Source organism: Aquitalea magnusonii (assembly GCF_002217795.2).
In the GTDB taxonomy this organism is placed as follows: Bacteria; Pseudomonadota; Gammaproteobacteria; order Burkholderiales; family Chromobacteriaceae; genus Aquitalea; species Aquitalea magnusonii_B.
This window is the reverse complement of sequence record NZ_AP018823.1, coordinates 4,251,309-4,270,569: the sequence shown is the minus strand read 5'-3', so window position 1 is coordinate 4,270,569 and position 19,261 is coordinate 4,251,309. Positions and strand designations below refer to the sequence as shown.

General features: G+C 60.0%; 19 protein-coding genes and 1 pseudogene. 4 read left to right on the top strand and 16 right to left on the bottom strand.

Features of this window, described 5'->3' with window-relative positions:
* Positions 1-101: 101 nt before the first annotated feature.
* Positions 102-370, bottom strand: a pseudogene (locus tag DLM_RS24085) (IS5/IS1182 family transposase); the annotation flags it as partial.
* A gap of 298 nt (positions 371-668) precedes the next feature.
* On the opposite strand from DLM_RS24085, the gene DLM_RS20055 reads away from it, so the two are divergent.
* Positions 669-1,340, top strand: a complete 672-nt coding sequence (locus tag DLM_RS20055) for an ArsR/SmtB family transcription factor (RefSeq protein WP_197715461.1) — start codon at positions 669-671, stop codon at positions 1,338-1,340.
* A gap of 81 nt (positions 1,341-1,421) precedes the next feature.
* Here DLM_RS20055 and DLM_RS20050 read toward each other — a convergent pair whose 3' ends face one another.
* The 8 genes from DLM_RS20050 to DLM_RS20015 all read right to left on the bottom strand — a co-directional run bounded on the left by DLM_RS20050 (position 1,422) and on the right by DLM_RS20015 (position 8,547).
* Positions 1,422-2,855, bottom strand: coding sequence for an NAD(P)/FAD-dependent oxidoreductase (locus DLM_RS20050; protein ID WP_089082472.1), 1,434 nt, complete (start codon positions 2,853-2,855; stop codon positions 1,422-1,424).
* 87 nt (positions 2,856-2,942) lie between these two features.
* On the bottom strand, positions 2,943-4,391 hold the full coding sequence (locus tag DLM_RS20045; protein ID WP_089082471.1) for an MFS transporter: 1,449 nt from the start codon (positions 4,389-4,391) through the stop codon (positions 2,943-2,945).
* A 411-nt stretch (positions 4,392-4,802) separates the two neighbouring features.
* Positions 4,803-4,910, bottom strand: coding sequence for a hypothetical protein (locus DLM_RS20040; RefSeq protein ID WP_420000700.1), 108 nt, complete (start codon positions 4,908-4,910; stop codon positions 4,803-4,805).
* Between the two features lie 139 nt (positions 4,911-5,049).
* Positions 5,050-6,327, bottom strand: coding sequence for a glutamate-1-semialdehyde 2,1-aminomutase (hemL, locus tag DLM_RS20035; RefSeq protein WP_089082469.1), 1,278 nt, complete (start codon positions 6,325-6,327; stop codon positions 5,050-5,052).
* Between the two features lie 146 nt (positions 6,328-6,473).
* Positions 6,474-6,944, bottom strand: a complete 471-nt coding sequence (locus DLM_RS20030; protein ID WP_089082468.1) for a CYTH domain-containing protein — start codon at positions 6,942-6,944, stop codon at positions 6,474-6,476.
* Between the two features lie 78 nt (positions 6,945-7,022).
* Entirely contained in the window at positions 7,023-7,439 is a 417-nt protein-coding gene (locus DLM_RS20025; protein ID WP_089082467.1) for a CopD family protein, read from the bottom strand.
* A gap of 68 nt (positions 7,440-7,507) precedes the next feature.
* Positions 7,508-8,326 (bottom strand): M48 family metallopeptidase, encoded by an 819-nt coding sequence (locus DLM_RS20020; RefSeq protein WP_089082466.1) that lies wholly within the window; start codon positions 8,324-8,326, stop codon positions 7,508-7,510.
* A 56-nt stretch (positions 8,327-8,382) separates the two neighbouring features.
* Positions 8,383-8,547 (bottom strand): rubredoxin, encoded by a 165-nt coding sequence (locus DLM_RS20015; protein WP_045845915.1) that lies wholly within the window; start codon positions 8,545-8,547, stop codon positions 8,383-8,385.
* A 73-nt stretch (positions 8,548-8,620) separates the two neighbouring features.
* Here DLM_RS20015 and thiD point away from each other — a divergent pair, with 73 nt between their 5' ends.
* Positions 8,621-9,460 (top strand): bifunctional hydroxymethylpyrimidine kinase/phosphomethylpyrimidine kinase, encoded by an 840-nt coding sequence (gene thiD, locus DLM_RS20010; RefSeq protein WP_089082517.1) that lies wholly within the window; start codon positions 8,621-8,623, stop codon positions 9,458-9,460.
* Positions 9,447-10,061 carry a thiamine phosphate synthase gene (gene thiE / locus DLM_RS20005; protein ID WP_089082465.1) on the top strand — a complete coding sequence of 205 codons (615 nt, stop codon included), beginning with the start codon at positions 9,447-9,449 and terminating at the stop codon, positions 10,059-10,061. Before thiD ends, thiE begins: the two co-directional genes overlap by 14 nt.
* Positions 10,062-10,108: 47 nt before the next feature.
* Here thiE and DLM_RS20000 read toward each other — a convergent pair whose 3' ends face one another.
* Positions 10,109-10,999, bottom strand: a complete 891-nt coding sequence (locus DLM_RS20000) for a LysR family transcriptional regulator (RefSeq protein ID WP_197715460.1) — start codon at positions 10,997-10,999, stop codon at positions 10,109-10,111.
* Positions 11,000-11,156: 157 nt separating this feature from the next.
* On the opposite strand from DLM_RS20000, the gene DLM_RS19995 reads away from it, so the two are divergent.
* Entirely contained in the window at positions 11,157-12,143 is a 987-nt protein-coding gene (locus tag DLM_RS19995) for an MBL fold metallo-hydrolase (RefSeq protein ID WP_089082463.1), read from the top strand.
* Between the two features lie 59 nt (positions 12,144-12,202).
* Here the strand turns inward: DLM_RS19995 and DLM_RS19990 are convergent, their stop codons facing one another.
* The 6 genes from DLM_RS19990 to DLM_RS19965 are packed head-to-tail and all read right to left on the bottom strand — an operon-like array spanning position 12,203 to position 19,201.
* On the bottom strand, positions 12,203-13,615 hold the full coding sequence (locus tag DLM_RS19990; protein WP_089082462.1) for an efflux transporter outer membrane subunit: 1,413 nt from the start codon (positions 13,613-13,615) through the stop codon (positions 12,203-12,205).
* Entirely contained in the window at positions 13,615-14,712 is a 1,098-nt protein-coding gene (locus tag DLM_RS19985; protein ID WP_089082461.1) for an ABC transporter permease, read from the bottom strand. The genes DLM_RS19990 and DLM_RS19985 overlap by 1 nt, the downstream gene beginning before the upstream one ends.
* A 1-nt stretch (position 14,713) precedes the next feature.
* Entirely contained in the window at positions 14,714-15,838 is a 1,125-nt protein-coding gene (locus DLM_RS19980) for an ABC transporter permease (protein ID WP_089082460.1), read from the bottom strand.
* Positions 15,835-17,586: an ATP-binding cassette domain-containing protein gene (locus tag DLM_RS19975; protein WP_089082459.1), complete on the bottom strand. Its 1,752-nt coding sequence runs from the start codon at positions 17,584-17,586 to the stop codon at positions 15,835-15,837. The genes DLM_RS19980 and DLM_RS19975 overlap by 4 nt, the downstream gene beginning before the upstream one ends.
* Positions 17,583-18,560 (bottom strand): secretion protein HlyD, encoded by a 978-nt coding sequence (gene hlyD, locus DLM_RS19970; protein WP_089082458.1) that lies wholly within the window; start codon positions 18,558-18,560, stop codon positions 17,583-17,585. The genes DLM_RS19975 and hlyD overlap by 4 nt, the downstream gene beginning before the upstream one ends.
* Positions 18,557-19,201, bottom strand: coding sequence for a TetR/AcrR family transcriptional regulator (locus DLM_RS19965; protein ID WP_089082457.1), 645 nt, complete (start codon positions 19,199-19,201; stop codon positions 18,557-18,559). The genes hlyD and DLM_RS19965 overlap by 4 nt, the downstream gene beginning before the upstream one ends.
* Positions 19,202-19,261 lie beyond the last annotated feature (60 nt).

Below are 19,261 nucleotides of genomic sequence, written 5' to 3'. Positions count from 1 at the left end.
AAGGCACCGCATAAAAACCGCCCCCGCAAACAAGCGCGCTTGGTATTGCGGGCAGCAACAAGATGCAGCCCTTGCACATGTGCCATACGCTCAAAGCCTGTTCAAAGTCTTTTGAGTAGCAGGGCCAGAAATGCCAAATGAACGAGCTGCACGCGGGTATTGGGCGGGCTTTCGCCGTTGTTTCTCAGCCGCCTGCTCTTCCCAAGCCACGCCCAGCTACGCTCCAGCACCCAGCGCTTGGGCATTGCCTTGAGGGGTGGAACGCGCTCCGCTTGGCAAGCTGCACGCTCAGGTGTTCACCCACAATTTCTTGGCCACCCAATGTAATCGGTTTGCCCACATCCCCGCTGTCGCACCGCAGGGCTTGCAAGGCCGCCGTGTGCTTGTTCTTCTCACATCCGCAGGAAGACGTTGAACAGGCTCTTGGCATATGAAGCAGCCAGCTCAACTGCGCCGGTATGACACTACTTTTCCGGTACAGTGAAGAGGGCTCGAAGAAGCAATTCCATTGCTTCTATCACGACAAACCTGCATGCGCTTTCATCTACCAAACAACCTTGGTATCGGATAATTCTTTTAATTTTGTCGGCATCCTCGTATTTTTCTTATGATATTGCTAGCATGCCATCAATAAATGATTACATTGAATGATAAGGTGACGAAAAAACATGCCAATGATGCAAGCGGGTGATCCTTCCCGCATCGTGGTTGAGTTAGCAGAGTTGGGACGCACATTGGGCAACGCCCACCGCTTAGTCCTTCTGGAACACATTGCCCAGGGAGAGCGGGCCGTCGAACGCTTGGCTGAACTTTCCGGCCTCTCGATCGCAAATGCCTCTCAGCACCTGCAGCACCTCAAACGTGCCGGCATGGTGCAGTCCCGGCGTGATGGTAAGCAGGTGCTCTATCGCTTATCTAATGGACCGCTTGTTGATGTGCTTCAGGCATTGCGTAAGTACGTGGAATATACGCACAAAGAAATGCTCGAACTCGTCGCTGACAATTTCAAACACCGCGACCGCCTCGAAGCAATCTCGCGCGATGAGCTGGTGGAGCGCCTCAAGACGGGGGCGATTACTATCCTGGATGTGCGCTCGACGGACGAGTTCGCGTTAGGTCACCTCCCTGGCGCGATCAACATTCCGGCAGAAGATCTGGCGCAACAGTTGACTAAGCTTTCAAACAAGTTGGAAATCGTTGCCTACTGCCGTGGACCGTTTTGCGTACTGTCTGAGCGCGCGATCACACTTCTGGCCTCGCAGGGATATCGGGCGCGGCGACTTGATGGCGGCTTCCCTGCCTGGTCCGAAGCGGGGCTGCCGATCGAATCAGGTGACTGATTCGATCGGTGCCACATGTAGAGCGGATGCCAGGAACGGATGAGCTCCTTGATACGCACCGCGCAGCTCGCCTTCCTGCCACTACGACCAGGCGTTGTAGTAAGTGACCAGACGCTCGCGGATAGCCTTGTCTCGCTCGGAAAATGCGACGAGCTCCGGTGGTGGTGTAAACGTGGGATGTAGTGCTTCAATGAATTCCTGATAGGTACGCTGCAAGCTTTTATTGAGCACATCAGTCCAGCCAGGCTTCACGTTCCAGAGACACTCATACCCCATCCCCAACATTTGCAAAGCCGTGTCCTTGGCGGTGCGCTCTCTGGGCAGCCCGGCAAGTGGTGGTCGAATTGGCGTAAAGTCGGAAAGATCAATGCCGTTTATGCCACCATTTCCCGAGATCCCGCGCGCAACATAGTCCGCGATCAATGGAGATTGGTGCAGTCCGTCCCGATAGGTTCCTGTTGCCAGCCATAAGCCTGGAACACCACATTCGCCGATGAGCGGGAACCCGTCTGCCGGGATAGGTCTGTTGCCTACCTGGACCGCCAGAATTTGCGCATGGTAGAGGTCTAGATTCAACTGTTCGTAGGCGCATTCGAGCAAAAACTGGATGTCAGATACCGATGCGTTACTCTGGGGGCGATTCTTTACGATATTGGTGGCACCAACATAGAGGACGCCATCGCCCCGAGGAACACAGTGCAATCCACACGCAAACGCTCGATTAGGTGTTCGAATAACGGATGTGGGAAGTGTTGAACCTTCCGGCAGTTTGAGAAGAAGAGATACGCCGTTACCGGCGAACAGCGGTGGAATACCTTCGATACCGGGCAGCTCTGCAAGAACATCCAGCGACTGGACACCTGCTGCGACCACAACCCTGGGAGCAGTAATGCGCTCACCGTTTTCCAGCTCAACCCCGGTGGTTTGGTTGTGCTCTGTCAGGACGCGTCTGACATTCCTGTCCAGGATGACTCCACCTTCCTTGGTAAAGGCCGCATCCAGCATAGACAGAAGTTGATGGGAGTTAACGGCATGCTCCCCCTGGATGAACATTGACAGCAACGGACGTACCAGTTCATTTGGCTTGAGCCAGTCAATCGATGCTGGATCGACCGACTCATAGGGCTCGTTGTAGTTTATGAGCGTGCGTTCGATCGCTTTGTAATTTTCATTGTCGATAGCTTGCATGCCCGCGCTGTTCAGAACCACATGCGTGCCTTGTGCGGTAAAGAGAGAGCTATTGTCCCCAGAGGCACGCGCCAGCTCGGCAGCCCAGTCAGCCCAACGCATTTTGGCTAGGTAGTCCATATGGATTTTGAGCCTGCCGTGAGCACTGGAAACGAGGCCGCTGGTGACCTCTCCAAAGCATCCGTTCATTGCCCCCGCGGCATTTGAGGCAGCGTGCCGCCGATCCAAACTTCCAATGCGACATGCCTGTAGACCCATGCAGGCCAATTGGTACGCAATAGAACCAGCGATTGCGCCGGATCCGACGATGATGACATCATGACTCATCAAAGCCTCCTTACCTGTGTCTGGTAGTTTTTGGTGTGCTTGTTGATAGCCTTCGGCGCACCGCAGAACATTGCAGCGCGCCTTGCTTTAATTGGTTTGAACTGAGCAGGCTGCCTGCCTTGTCAGCAAGGTGAGCGCGATGGCTGCAACCAGGAATGCCGTGCCGGCGGTGCCGAATGCCCAGCCGTAGCCATTGACGGCATCAAGCCGAGTTGCCGCGACAGACATCAGTGTGGCCAGGCCAACGGTTGGCCCCAGTTCCATGGCGGTATTCATCACACCGCCAGCCAAGCCGGCCTGCTGCGGCGGCACATCTGCCGTGGACAGCACTGCAGATCCAGAGAACAGTAGGGAGCCCCCCGAAGCCAGGAGAATCAACCCAGGCAATAGGCCGGTGACATAGTTGGTCTCCCGCTCCAGCCCAGCGAGCAACAACAGCCCGACAGCCGCAACGACCAGCCCGGCGATGGTGATGCGGCTCGCTCCGTATCTGCTGACCAGCGGAACCGCGAAGCGACCCGTGACAATGAGCGTGGCGGCAAATGGGAAAAATGCTCCGGCTGTTGCCAGTGGACTCCAGCCTCGGGCCTGTTGCAGGTATAGAGAGAGGACAAAGCTGATCAGCCCACCCGCGGCCGCAGCAGCAAGAAGCATCCCGGTAAGGCCTGCTATACGACAGGGGTGCCCGATGAATCCTGGCGGAAGGAGCGGGCCAGCAACCCGACGTTCAACGGCAAGAAACAGACTGAGCAACACCAGCCCGGCACCCAGCGGCAGAAACACCATTGGCGAGCTCCAGCCATAGTCTCCTGTAGCAATAAGTCCGTAGCTTGTGGATGAGATGCCCAATGTTGCCAGCAGCGCCCCGATGGGATCCAGGCTCGGCTTATCACTCTGGTGAGCGGCATCGTTTGGCGCTCTCTGTGCCAGGCACCACGCTACGGAAAATCCAAGCAATGCGACGCAGATCGGAACAGCAAACATCCAACGCCAGGAAACCCAGGTGATCACCGGGCCTGCGATCAAGAAACCCATCACCGAGCCGAGTACGGACACGCCGCCCCAACTGGCCATTGCCCGGCCAAAAGCAGCTGGAGTGGGAAAGAGAAAATGCAGGACGGCCATGGCTGCGGGGGCAATCAGGGCAGCGCCGACACCCTGCGTGAAACGCATGGCAACCAGCACTTCGTAGCCAGGCGCAAAAGCGGCAAGCAGCGATGCGATCCCGAAAAGACTCAGTCCGATGAGAAGCATGCGCCGCCCGCCATAACGATCCGCCAGGCGTCCGCCAAACAGCAGCAATCCACTAAACGGCAGGCCATACGAAGCGCTCAGCAAAAGCAGTTGTGCCGCTGTCAGCCCAAATTCGCGACCGATTTCTGGTAGTGGCACCCCGATCATGGTGATCGTGAAAATCAGGGTGGATTGGATCAGTGCAAGCGCGGTGAAGATACGTTTGGAATGCCTTGCAGTCGCGGCGTCCTGGTACCGGTTAGACCCAGCGGAATCGTTCGTTTGCTCGGGAATCTCTTGCATTCACCACCTCACTTTATCAAATACTCAATAAAATGATTGAATGTTAGAGAGAGGGGGATGGAAAGTCAATCCTCCTTCAGAGCATGCATTCGGTCCGGCACAGGTAAACACGACACTCGATCGTAGGAGGAGATGAGGCCGGGCAGAGTGTCAAAGCTTCTTTCGCACGCCTAGGATCTGTTATGCAGGAGCCCTTGAGCCATGAAATGCTTCTTGATCTCCCATTGCATTCTTGCCTGCGTCATCGCCCGTCAAGGCCGTCGTGTGCTTATTCTTCTCGCGCTGCGCCTGCGCCATCAAGAACGCGCTAGGTGCTGTACCCCCCCTGTCTTGCGCAAGCAACGCCAAGCTGATTTTTTAACGCCTGCTCCGGCAGGCAGCCCCCGCACGCGGCGCAATCCAGATCGCAAACTACGACTGCACCGTGCGCCACTTGGAGAAATTCTCGGGCAGCATGCACCACTGGCAAACGCTTCTGAGCAGGTACAGCACTGCGCAGAACGCCTCATACAACTCCATTGAGCGCGGCGCAGTCTTCCTGCGCACGCGCTCAAGCAGCCGTTTGATGGCTTAGGGTTGTTCACGACTGAGGTTGCCCGGATGGCTTTTTCTCACTTTCCGCGCTTCTCACATCCGCAGCCAGACATTTAACCTGCGCTCAGATACGCGCCAGGGCGCGGCGCGCGGCGGCGATGGTCTGTTCGATGATTTCGTCGGTATGGGCGATGGAGACAAAACCGGCTTCGTAAGCCGACGGGGCCAGGTACACGCCTTCGTCCAGCATGGCGTGGAAGAAGCGGTTGAAGCGTTCGCGGTCCGAGGCAGTCACCTGGGCATAGCTGGTGGGCACGGCATCGCAGAAGTAGATGCCGAACATGCCGCCCACGCTGTCGGTGACCATGCTGACACCGGCTTCTTTGGCGGCTTCGGCCAGGCCTTGTGCCAGACGGGCGGTACGGCGGCTGAGGGTGGCGTGGAAGCCCGGTTCCTGAATCAGCTTCAGCGTGGTGAGGCCGGCGGCCACGGCTACCGGGTTACCGGACAGGGTGCCGGCCTGATACACATTACCCAGCGGCGAGATGCAGCCCATGATGTCGGCGCGGCCGCCGAAAGCAGCCAGCGGCATGCCGCCGCCAATCACCTTGCCCAGCGTGGTGAGGTCCGGCTTGACGCCGTGCAGCGCCTGGGCGCAGCCCAGATCCACGCGGAAACCGGTCATCACTTCGTCGTAGATCAGCACCGTGCCGTGTTTTTCGGTGAGGGCGCGCAGGGTTTGCACGAATTCTGCCGACGGCTTGATCAGGTTCATATTGCCGGCGATCGGTTCCAGGATGACGCAGGCGATCTGATCGCCGATTTCCTTGAAGGTGCGTTCCAGCTGCTCGACGTTGTTGTACTCCAGCACCAGGGTGTGCTTGGTGAAGTCGGCCGGAACACCGCCGGAAGAAGGATTACCAAAAGTCAGCAGGCCGGAACCGGCCTTCACCAGCAGGCTGTCGGAGTGGCCGTGGTAGCAGCCTTCAAACTTGACGATGGCGTCACGGCCGGTAAAGCCACGCGCCAGACGGATGGCGCTCATGGTGGCTTCAGTGCCGGAAGACACCAGGCGTACTTGCTCTACCGAGGGCAGCAGCTTGCAGATTTCCTCGGCAATCTCGATTTCCGCTTCGGTGGGCGCGCCAAAGGACAGGCCATCCACCGCCACATCCTGCACCGCCTTGATCACGGTGGGGTGGGCATGGCCGACGATGGCCGGGCCCCAGGAGCCGATGTAGTCGATGTACTGTTTGTCGTCGGCATCCCAGAAGTGTGCGCCCAGCGCCTTTTTCACAAAGCGCGGCGTGCCGCCTACCGAGCCGAAGGCCCGTACCGGCGAATTGACGCCGCCGGGAATGGTTTTCTTGCCACGTTCAAACAGTTCGAGATTGCGGGACATGCTGTTTCCTTATGACGGGTAGGGCGCAAACCAGCCTGGTTTGCTGCCGGAATCGGGGTTGCCAGTGGCACAGGGCATGCGCCGTGCGGTATCCATGCTGGCGAAAGCGTTATTTTTCCACAGCCGGGCTGGCCAGTGTTGGCATTTCAGCGCTGCGGCCAACTGTTGTAAGGGTTCTTGGACAGATAGGCATTGGTATAACGCCCATCTTCGGTGACTTCCGCGCCCACCCAGTCCGGCTTGGTAAACGGGGTGTCTTCCGCCGGCAGCTCGATTTCCGCCAGCACCAGCCCGGCGTTGTCGCCAAAGAATTCGTCCACTTCCCAGACAAAGCCGCCAAATTCGATACGGTGACGCAGCTTGTCCACCACCATCGGGCACATGGCGTCCATGATGGTTTGGGCATCGGCCAGCGGAATGGTGTATTCGAATTCGTGGCGGCTGATGTCGCTGATATTGCCCTTGAGGGTGAGCCAGGCCTGATCGCCCACGATGCGCACCCGCACCGTGCGTTCCTTTTCTACCGACAGATAGCCCTGGCGGTATTGCACCCCTGCGGCCAGGCCGCGCCAGCCATCATTGGCAATGACGAAGCGACGTTCGATTTCCAGTCCCATGCTGCTCTTTCCCGTTCAGGGCGGTTTGCCCTGCATTCATTCACAAGTCCTGCGCGGCCGACATGCGCCGCACCGGCATCAAAACGGCTTCACCACCACCAGAATCACCACCGCGCATAGCGCCAGCACCGGAATTTCATTGAAATAGCGATACCACACATGGCTGTGGCGATTGGCACCGGCGACAAAGTCGCGATACAGCTTGCCACAGTACAGGTGATAGGCAATCAGCAGTGCCACCAGGGTGAGCTTGGCATGCAGCCAGCCACCGCCAATGCCAAAGCCTTGCCACAAGGCCATGCCCAGCAGCAGCGCCAGCACCGCCAGCGGGGTCATGAAGCGATACAGCTTGCGCGCCATCAGCAGCAGGCGGTCGTACTCGGCGCCCGGCGCGGCCATGGCCAGGTTGACGAAGATGCGCGGCAGGTAAAACAGCCCGGCAAACCACGAAGTAACAAAAATGATGTGGAAGGCCTTCAGATACAGGTAAGCCAATTCAGACTCCGTTCAGACTGCGTGCCATGTAGCCGGTGCCACACGACGTTTCACGTGAAACACCCGGTTCAACCACGCTTGGCCTGCTGATAAAGCGGCATGACTTGCGGAATATGTGCCTGCAAGTCGCTGATGCGCGTGGGCCCTGACGGATGGGTGGACAAAAACTCCGGCCCGCTGCCGCCACCGGCACTCATCATCTTGTTCCACACATTGACGGCGGCATTGGGGTTGTAACCGGCGCGCGCCATCAGCTCCAGGCCGATGATGTCGGCTTCGGATTCCATGGTGCGGCTGTGCGGCTTGCTCAGGGCCACATCCGCTGCCATGCCAGCCAGATTGAGCTGGCTCTGGTTCAGCCCGGCCAGCGAACCCACCACCGACAGGCCCATCTGCTGGGCATAGGCCTGGCTCATGGTTTCACGGCTGTGTTCGCGCAGCGCATGGGCAATTTCATGACCGATGACAGCCGCCATTTCGTCGTCCGTCAGTTGCAAGCGCGTCACCAGGCCGGAATACACCATGATCTTGCCGCCGGCCATGGCGTAGGCATTCAGCTCCTGCGTCTGCGCCACATTGACTTCCCATTTCCAGCGCGCCGCATCGGGGCGGAATACCGGCGTCTGGGCAATCAAGCGCTGTGCCACCCGTTTTACTCGGGCAGTCAGTACTTTGTCGGTATTGAGCTTGCCCGCACTACGTGCCTGGCTGAGCTGACTGGCATAGGATTTGGCCGAGGACTGCTCCACTTCCTGCGCGCTCAGCCACATGTTTTGGCTGCGGTTGATCCCCACCACACCGCTATTGGTGGTGTTGACCTGGGCGCAGCCCGCCACGGCCAGCAGCAGGGCTGCGTGGGAAAAGACTTTTCTGCAAACTTGTTTCATGCCACATTCCTTGCCACGGCCTTACCACCGTGAAGTGCATGCGTGCCGGCAGGCAATCAGATTTCCACCATTTCGAAATCGTCCTTGCGGGCATCGCAATCGGGACAGGTCCAGTTGGGCGGGACATCTTCCCAGGGAGTTCCCGGTGCGATGCCATCTTCCGGCCGCCCGGCCTCCTCGTCATAGATGAAACCGCAAATCAGACACATCCAGGTGCGCATACGTTTGTTCCAAGCTCGGTTAAAATAGCCATTCTAATTGCTGCCGCACGATCTGACCAAAGAGGTTACCGCCTTGTCCACATTGCCCCCTCCACCCGCCGTACTCACCCTGGCTGGTTCCGACCCTTCCGGCGGCGCCGGTATCCAGGCCGACATTCTCACCCTGGCCAGCCTGGGTTGCCACCCCTTGTCCGTGATTACCGCCATTACCGTGCAGGACACGGTGGGCGTGGACGACTTCATGGTGCTGGATGCCGACCTGGTGAACGACCAGGCGCGCTTTCTGCTGGAAGACATCCCGGTGCTGGTGTTCAAGATCGGCATGCTGGGCAGCGTGGAAAACGTGGCGGTGGTGGCCCAGCTGATTGCCGACTATCCGGACGTGCCGGTGGTGCTGGACCCGGTGCTGCGCAGCGGCGGCGGCCACGAACTGGCCGATGACGACCTGATTGCCGCCATGCGCGACTTGCTGATTCCGCAAGTGTCCATCATCACGCCCAACAGCATGGAAGCCCGCCGGCTGGCGATGAACGACCCGGACGAGGACGAGGAACTGAGCCTGGACGAGTGTGCCAAACGGCTGCTGGCATTGGGCTGCCCGCATGTATTGATTACCGGCACGCACGAAAATACCAAAGAAGTCATAAACAGTCTGTACAGTCCCAATGGCGTGGTGCGCGCCGACCGCTGGGAGCGGCTGCCCGGCAGTTATCATGGTTCCGGCTGCACGCTGGCCTCGGCCATTGCCGGCATGCTGGCCACCGGGCTGATGCTGCCCGAGGCGGTGCGCGAAGCACAGGAATATACCTATCAAAGCCTGGTGGCGGGTTTCCGCCCCGGCATGGGCCAAACCATCCCGGACCGGATGTTCTGGGCCCGCGAAGACGAAGGAGCAGAGGGTGACAGTGATTAAGGGCTTGTATGCGGTATCGCCGGAGGCAGAAGACAGTGAGCAATTGCTGGCCAAGGTCAGCCGCGTGCTGGATAACGGCGTAGCCATCCTGCAATACCGCAACAAGAGCGACAACACCGTGCGCCGCCTGCGCCAGGCCAGCTTGCTGGCCAGCCTGTGCAAAAGCCGGCAGGTGCTGTTCCTGATCAACGACGATGTCACCCTGGCGCGCGCGGTGGAAGCCGATGGCGTGCATCTGGGCAAGACCGATGGTTCGGTGGCTGATGCCCGTGCCGTATTGGGCGCAAATGCCATCATCGGCGTGTCCTGCTACAACGATATCGCCCTGGCCGAGCAAGCTGCGCGTGACGGGGCCAGCTATGTGGCCTTTGGCGCGGTATTTCCCTCGCGCACCAAACCGCATGCGGTGGCGGCACCGCTGTCGCTGTTTGCCCAAGCCAAAAAGCTGAGCCTGCCGTCGGTCGCCATTGGCGGCATCAACCCGGACAATGCCGCCGAAGTAGTGGCGGCAGGGGCCAGTGCCATTGCGGTGATTGGCGGCCTGTTTGATGCCCCCGACCCGGCCGCCGCCGCCCGGCAGATGGCGGCCTTGTTCAATTAATGGCCATTTTTTTACTGCGGCCCCCGCTATCCGTCACGCGGCTGCTTCTACGGTGCGGGTGCCGCATGGATTGCTCTGGTTTGCAGATATTTTTGCAAAGCATCGGCAAAGCATCGCAGTTTAAGGGTTTGTTGTCTGGCTGGCGGGAAGAATAGGTAAAGCCGTATGGCAGGAATGGTGTAGTCCTCCAGCAGTGGCACTAGTTCGTGCTGTGCCAGGGCTTGTTGCAGCATATGAATAGGTTGCAGGCTGATACCGCCACCATGTAGCGCGGCAGAAAACAAGGCAGGCCAGTTGTTTATTTTCAACCGGCTGGAGATCTTGATGTGGTGTGTTCCATCCGGGCCTTGAAACGACCAGGTTTCATTGCCTCCCCAGTTGCCATGCAGACATTGGTGATGTTTAAGCTCCACGGGATGGACTGGTTTTCCGTATTTTTCCAGGTAAGAAGGGGCGGCGCACAAACAAAGCTGCTGCTCCCCCAGTGGCTTGGCGACAAATTGCTCATCACCAGGCGACTGTACGCGAATCACAGCATCGAATCCTTCTTCTACCAAGTCCACAAAGCGGTTGCTCAGGTACAGATCCATTTCAATATGAGGATGGGCTTGCAGAAAAGAGGGCAACATGGGCACCAGTAAGCATTGACCAAAACTCAAGGGTGCTGCCAGCTTCAGACGTCCGCGTGGTTCGGCCTGCATTTCCTCTACAATCGCTTTTGTGGCTGCGATTTCACCCAGGATAGTTTTGCAGCGTTGGTAAAACAGGTTGCCGGTTTCAGTCAGGCTTTGCTGCCTGGTGGTTTTGTTCATGAGCCGGGTGCCGGTCCATTGCTCCAGAGCCCGTACATGCTTGCCTACCATTTGGGCCGTGATTTCCAGCTTGTCTGCCGCCTTGGTAAATGACCCTTCCTCAACCGCCCTGACAAAAGCGGTCATGCTCGTCAATCTGTCCACATTTTTGCCTTACAAAAGTCTGCAACATCGCTTAATTAGAAACTATTGGTTTCGATACTATAGAAAATTTAATTATTTATGCTGAAAAAATTTCAAATTAAACTCATTTCTGTCTAAACAACTAGCGGATGAGGCCAAAATGAAATTTGCTACTTTTGCCAAAGGTTTGCTTGCTGCTGTTTTTGCCATATCAGCACTGGTGGCACAGGCCAGTGAGCTTACGGCGGATCAGGATGGTAAGATTTTTCGAGTAAGCTTACTGGGTACCGGGACGCCAGTGCCACAAATGGCGCGTGCGGGTTATAGCACTTTAGTGGAGGCAGGAAACCAGAAACTTGTTTTTGATTTTGGTCGCAGTGCCAGCACGCGGCTGTGGCAATTGCATATTCCGCTAGGGCGCATCAATGCTTTTTTCCTGACTCATTTTCATTCCGATCATACTGTCGGTTTACCTGATTTTTGGCTGACGGGCTGGTTACAACCGGCCTATGGCCGCCGTACTTCACCGATGAAGCTTTATGGCCCCACTGGAACGGAGGCGCTGGCGCAGGGGTTGCAACAGGCTTATGCAACCGATATTGCTACCCGAGTGAAAGATGAGGGCACCCCTATGGATGGGGTCATGATCCAGGCTCATGATGAAACAGCAGGTTTGGTGTATGACGAGGGTGGCGTGCGGGTTTATGCCTTTGATAATGATCATGGCGTCAATATCAAGCCTTCATTTGGGTATCGTATTGAATATCAAGGTCATGTTGTGGTGCTCTCCGGGGATACCCGCTATAGCCCTGAGGTAGTCAAGCAGGCCAAAGGTGTGGATTTGCTAGTACATTGTGTTTCTTTAACATCGGATGCCTTGTTGCAATCCAACCCGGCATACAAGGCCATTTTTGGCCATCTTTCCTCTCCACTGGATGCCGCCCGGGTCTTGCGGGAAACACGGCCCACATTGGCAGTCTTCAGTCATATCGGTCTGAATGGGGAGGTTTCCGTTGCGGACATCGCCAAACAGGTGCAAGCAAATTACGATGGGCCTTTTGTGATAGGCGAGGATTTGATGCAGTTTGAAATCCCGCTGCAGGCTGGGCGTCAGGGTATTGCCGTGTGGCAGGCTACCAAACCGTAAGCAGGGCATGGAGACCCATTCGCAACATCTCCGTTGCTGCATTGCGTCTCCTTGCCACACTACTTGCCTTGCACGCCCCCACCCAGCGCCTTGAACAAGGCCACCAGGTTTTCCGCCTGCGCTTGCCGTGATGCCAGCCAGGCTTCACGCTGCTGTGCTTCCAGTTGTTGCTGCGCCAATACCTCGGTTTGTGCCACCTCACCAACACGGAAACGCTGCCGCGCCAACCCTAGCTGCAATTCGGCCAGTTCCACATTGGCCTGCAAGGCCTGCTGGCGCTGTGCCTCTTGCTGGTAGCGCAGCAAGGCGGTTTCGGTATCGGCCAGCGCCGTCAGCACCTTTTGCCGATACGCCGCCAACGCCGCATCCCGCGCCGCTTCACGCGCCGTCACCTGGTTTTTCAGCCGTCCACCGCTAAACAAGGGCAGGCTCAGTTGCGGGCCGACATTCCAGAAGCGACTGGCCGCCGCGGTGAGACTGCCTTCGTGGATGGAATCCCAGCCACCACTACCCACCAGCACCAGCCGCGGGTATTGCTCGGCCACCGCCACGCCGATATCGGCAGTGGCCGCCGCCAGTTCGCGCTCAGCCTGACGGATATCCGCCCGCCGCCGCAACAAGTCAGCCGGCATGCCCACCGGTGCCTGCGTGAGCGTGGCAGGGATGGGCCGTTCCGCTGCCAGCGTGGCCAGCAACTGGGCCTGGGTTTGGTCCAGCAATACGCTGAGGGCCGCCACGGCGGCACCTTGGGCGGTTTGCAGGGCTGGCAGCGCTGCTTGCAGGCTGGCCACATTGCTGGCTGCCTGGTTCAGTTCGCTGTCGGATATCTCACCGGCCTGACGTTGCAGCGTAATCAAGCGCAGGTTTTCCCGCGCGGCCGCCAACTGGGCTTGCAGATTGTGCTGACGTGCCACCCAGCCACGGTAATCAATCACATTGCGCGCCACCTCCGCCGCCACCCGCAGCGCCACATCGGCCTGCTGTTCCTGCACGCTGTCCAGCCGTGCGCTGGCAGCTTCGCGGCTGCGCGCGGTATGGCCGAACAGGTCGATTTCCCAACTGGCATCCAGCCCCAGCCGGTAATCATTGAAACCGGTTTTGGGATTGGCCAGCGGGATGTTGGCAAAGTTTTCGCTATTGCGGCTGAACTGGTCGCGCCCGCTGCGCGCACCGGCATTCAGCTGTGGCCACAGCGCACTGTCCACCACACCCAGACTGGCCCGTGCCTGGCGCACGCGGGCATCGGCCTGGGCCAGATCCGGGCTGGACTGCAAGGCCTGCTCCACCAACTGGCTGAGCGCGGCGTCATCAAACACCGTCCACCAGCGTTGCAACTGCGGCTGGCTGCTGCCTGCCTGATGCTGGTAGTGCGCCGGCAAGGTGGTTTGCGGCGCGTGGTAATCCGGGCCGACGGCGCAGGCGGTGAGCGCCAGCAGGGGGCAGAGCAAAGGGAAGAGGATACGGTGTGACATCAGTGACTCCTCTGCAGGAACATCCGGTAGGCCAGCAACAGGGTACCGGCGGCAATGGCCAGCAGCGGCCACAGGTGCGGCCAGGCTTGGTCCAGGCCATAACCCTTCAGGAAGATGCCCTTGACGATGACGATGAAGTGGGTGAGCGGGTCCACCGCGCTGACCATGCGCAGTGGCAGCGGCATGTTTTCCACCGGGGCCATGTAGCCGGACAAAATCACTGCGGGCGACATGAAGGCAAACGAGCCCAGAAAAGCCTGTTGCTGATTGCTGCTGAGGGCGGAAATCAGCAGGCCGAAACCCACCAGCGACAGCCCGTAGCACAGCATGGAAACCAGCAGCAGCCACACCGTGCCGCTGAACGGCACCTGGTACACCCATACCGCGGCCGCGGCAATGATGCAGCCCTGCACCAGGGCCACCAGCATGCCGGGCAGCGCCTTGCCGGCCATGATGTAGGCCGGGGTCAGCGGCGACACCAGCAGTTGCTCGAAGGTGCCTTCCTCGCGCTCGCGCGCCAGTGACAGCGCGGTCACCATCAGGCAGCCGATGGTGGTGATGATGGCCACCAGACTGGGCAGCACGAACCAGCGGTATTCCAGATTGGGGTTGTACAGGTTCTGCACCAGCAGCCGCGCCGGTGCGGCTTGCCGGTTGCGCTCGGCGGCATATTGCTGCACCACTTGCAGCGCGTAGCCATAGGCAATCTGCGCGCTATTGCTGCGCCGCCCGTCAATGATGGCCTGCGCCGTCACCCCCTGGCCGCTGGCCAGGCGGCGCGAGAAATCCTGCGGCAGGCTGATGGCCAGCAAGGCCTGCTGGCGGTCTATCACCTGCTGCATGTCTTGCTGGCTGTGCAGCATCAGCACTTGCGGAAAGGCCTGGGTAGCGGCCAGCCGCTGCACCAGCTCGATGGATGCGGCACCGCCATCCTGATTGAACACCGCCAGCGTGCTGTTTTTCACTTCCAGCGTGGCGGCAAACGGAAACAGCAGCAGTTGCAGCAGCACCGGGGCAATCAGCAGGCGGCGGCTTTGCGGGCTGCGCAGCAGCGCCTGCATTTCCTTGCGGATGAGGGTGAGCAGACGTTGCCACATCTCAGTTGCCATCCAGTCGGCGCGGTGTCCGCCAGGCGGTCAGCCCCAGCCAGAAGGCGGCGGACAGCAGCAGAAACAGCAGGTTGATCAGCAATACCGGCCAGATTTCGCCAGCCTGGAACAGTGTCTGCAAGGCGCTGACAAAATAGCGCGCCGGAATCAGGTAAGTCACCGCCTGTACCGCCAGCGGCATGCTACGGATTTCAAAAACAAAGCCGGACAGCATGATGGCGGGCAGGAAAGCCGCGGTCAGCGCAAACTGCGCGGCAATGAACTGGTTACGCGTGGTGGTGGACAGCAACAGGCCCAGCCCCAGCGCACTGCCCAGAAACAGGCTGGTAACCACAAACAGCACCCACAGCGAACCGCGCAGCGGCACGCCCATCACCAGCGTGGCCACCAGCACGCACATGCTCATGGCGGCCATGCCCAGCAGGTAGTAGGGGATGATCTTGGACAGCAGCAGCTCGGCCCGCGTCACCGGGGTGGACAGCAGCGCCTCCATGGTGCCGCGTTCCCACTCGCGCGCCACCACCAGCGAGGTGAGCAGCGCACCGATGATGGTCATGATGACCGAGATGGAGCCGGGCACCAGATAGTTGCGGCTCACCGTGGTGGGGTTGAACCAGTAACGCGGCTGCAAGGTCAGCGTGGCCGCTGGCGGCGGGCCGCTGTGGCGCTGGTTCAGCCATAGCTGGAATACCCCTTGCACATAGCTGGCAACAAAATTGGCGGTATTGGGTTCGGCCCCGTCGGTGAGCAACTGGATGGCGGCAGCGCCCTGACCCTGCCTGACCCTGGCGGAAAAATCGCTGCGCAGGATCACCACCCCGCGCACTTCACCCAGCTGCAATTGCTGACGCATGAAGGATTCGGAAGTAGACAGGCTGGCGGCGATATAGGGCGAGGCTTGCAGCGTTTGTACCAGGCGGCTGGCTTCTGCGCCACCATCCTGCTGCACGATGCCCAGACGCACCCGGTTGGCATCCAGATTGATGCCGTAGCCGTAGATGAACAGCAGCAACACCGGCAGCACGAAGGCAATCAGGATGCTGCTGGGGTCGCGCACGATCTGGTAACTTTCCTTGCGGCACAGCGCAGCAAGGCGACGCAGGCTGATGCTCATGTGGCCTCCCGCAAGCGGTCATCACGCTCCACCAGTGCGATGAAGGCGTCTTCCATGCCGGGGTCGGGCAGGGCCGGGCTGGCCACCATGGCCTTGAGTTCATCCGGCGTGCCGCTGGCAATCATGCGGCCGCGGTACACCAGGCCGATGCGGTCGCAATATTCGGCTTCGTCCATGAAGTGGGTGGTCACCATCACCGTGACGCCCTTGTCCACCAGGCTGTTGATATGGCTCCAGAATTCGCGGCGGCTGACCGGGTCCACCCCCGACGTCGGTTCGTCCAGAAACAGCAAGGGCGGCTGATGCATCAGCGCGCAGGCCAGCGCCAGCCGTTGCTTGAAACCCAGCGGCAGTTCCCCGGCATTCATGGCCAGGAAAGGCTGCAAGGCAAATACCCGCACCATGTCGGTTACTGCCGCACGCTGGCGGGCACCGGACAGGCCGTAGATGCCGGAGAAAAACTCGAGGTTCTGCGCCACGCTGAGGTTGCTGTACAGGGCGAATTTCTGCGCCATGTAACCGATTTGCTGCCGCGCCTGGCTGGCGGATTTTTTCAGGTCCAGCCCCATCACCCGTGCCGCGCCGCTGCTTACCGGCAATAGGCCGCACATCATCTTGAAGGTGGTGGATTTGCCCGCGCCATTGGGGCCGAGCAGACCAAAGATTTCGCCACGGCGGATGCGGAAATCCACATGGTCGGTAGCGACAAAATCACCAAAACGGCGGGTGAGCTGTTCCGCCACGATGACGGCGTCGGCATCCACCCCGTCCGGCAGCCGCGCTGGCGGCATGTGTTCGGTCAGTGGTGAATCGCCACCCGGCCCGCCACCCAGCAAATCGATGAAGGCATCTTCCAGCCGTGGCTTGACCGCCTGCAAGCTGGCATCCGGCCCGGCTTGCAGGCTAGAGAGATCCGGCAGCTCGCCTGCCGTGCGCAGCACCAGCCGCACCGCATGGCCTTGCAGCGCACCGTCTATCACCTGCGGGCAACGCAGTGCGCGGCGCAATACCTGACGACGGTTGCCGGCAATGCCCTGCAACAGCAGGCTGCGGCCCTGCATGCTGTCCATCAGCGCCTGCGGGCTGCCGCTGTATTGCAGGCGGCCTTCGTGCATCAGCAATACTTCGCCGCACAGCTCGGCCTCATCCAGATACGAGGTACTCCACAGCACCGCCATGCCACCATCGGCCAGACTGCTGACCATGCGCCACAGCTCGCGGCGCGAGATGGGGTCCACCCCGACACAGGGTTCGTCCAGCAGCAGGATGCGCGGCGAACCCAGCAGGGTGCAGGCCAGGCCCAGTTTCTGTTTCATGCCGCCGGACAGCTTGCCGGCCAGCCGGTCGGTAAAGCGTGCCAGATCGGTAAACGCCAGCAGGCGCTGAAAACTTTCCTCCCGCGCCGCGCCGGTCACCCCGCGCAAATCGGCATACAGGGTAAGGTTTTCCAGCACGGTAAGGTCTTCGTACAGGCCGAATTTTTGCGGCATATAGCCCAGTTGTGTACGCAGTGCGTCACCAGCTGTCACCGGGTCCAGCCCTTCCACCTGCAAGCTGCCGCTGTCAGGCTTGAGCAGGCCGGCCATCAGCCGCAACAGGGTGGTCTTGCCGGCACCATCCGGCCCCACCAGGCCGGTGATGATGCCGCGACGGATGTCGGCATCCAGCGCATGCAGGGCCGGGCGGCCGGCAAAGGCATGGCTCAGGCTGCGCAGGCGGATGGCGATGTCGCTGTCTGCCGTATTCATGGCTGGGCCAGCTTCACCGTCACCGGCATGCCCTGGCGCAAGGCGGCATCCGGCTGGGAGATGATGACGCGCAGGCGGTAAACCTGGGCGGTGCGCAGGTCGGCGGTTTCCACATTCTTGGGGGTGAACTCCGCCGTGGGCGAGACAAAGCCCACTACGGCGGCATAGGGCTGGCTGCGCCCGTCGCGATAAACCCATACCTTGCGACCCGGCTGGGTCTGGCCCAACTGGGTTTCAGCCACATAGGCCCGCACCCACACCGGCCGGGTGAGCGACAGGGTCAAGGTGCTGGCACCGGCTGCCAGCATGCTGCCCGGTTCCAGCACGCGGGTGAGGATGATGCCGTCCGACGGTGCGCTCAGCACGGTATCGGCCAGTTGCAACCGGGCGCTGGCCAGCTGGGCTTCGGCCCGTTTCACATTGGCGTCCACTTCGGCCACTTCCTGCGGCCGGTAGCCCTTGCTCAGTGCCTGGTATTGCTGTTGCGCGGCCTGATACTGCGCTTGCGCCTGCTCACGGGCAGAGCGGGCGGCATCCAGCGCCTTGACCGCCGCGGCACCGCTGCCGGCCAGTTCCTGTTGCCGTTGCCAGGCGGCATTGGCATCGGTCAGCACGGCCTGGCGGGCATCCAGCGTGGCACGGGCCTGTGCCACATCTTCCGCCCGATACCCCTGGTGCATCAGCGACTGCCGGGCCTTGAGCGCCAACAGCGCCGCTTCGGCATCGGCCACGGCATTGCGTTGCGGGGCATCGTCCAGCCGAGCCAGTATCTGCCCCGCCTTCACCGTTGCACCTTCGTCCACCAGCACTTGCTGCAGGCGGCCACCCACGCGGAAGGACAAATTCACCTCGCGGATATCCACATTGCCGGACAGCACCAGCTCAGCACCATCCTTGCCCTGCTGCCAGTGCCAGATGCCTGCGGCCAGCAGCCCCAACACCAGCAGTCCCGCCACCATGCGTTTCTTGTTCATTGCGCCAGCTCCCTGGCACTGAGGCCCTTGAGCGCCCAGTGCAATCTTTGCTGCAAATGTTCCGGTTCCAGCGCATAGCTGGCCAAACCCTGCTCCAGCAGCGTGGGCAGGATGTGCTTGCCGCTGCTTAGCTGCTGCAATAGCACCGGGAAGCCCAGTGCCGACATCAGAAACATCAGTTGGTGCAAGGGCGGAGCCTGACATAGCTGGCCGGCCTGTTGCGCCTCGCTCAGGCATTGCAATAACAACTGCGGATGACGCGGTGCCAGATTGCGGATGAATTCCACCGCCGCCACCTCGCCCGCGCCGGCATCCAGCAGCAACTGGCTGATCACCCCGCCCTCGGCTTTAGCAAACGCCACCAGTTGCAGCAGCATGGCCGACAGGCGGCTTAAGGGTTCGCCCTGCTGCTGCAGGCTGTCCTGCAATTGCTGGTACAAGGGCGCGTACCACAACTCCAGCAGGGTGCTGACAAATTGTTGGCGGTTGCCAAAGTGGTAGACAAAACCACCGGGATTCACCCCGGCCTGCTGGCAGATACCCCGTACGGTCAACTGGCGCAGACCATGCTGGCGCAAGTGCTGCAAGCCATGTTGCAGCAACAGGAGGCGGGTGGGGTGAGGATTGGTGTCGGGCTTCATGCTGCCAATTTATACGCGTGTATAAAAACAGCAAAGCAAGATATTGGAATAATTGATGCA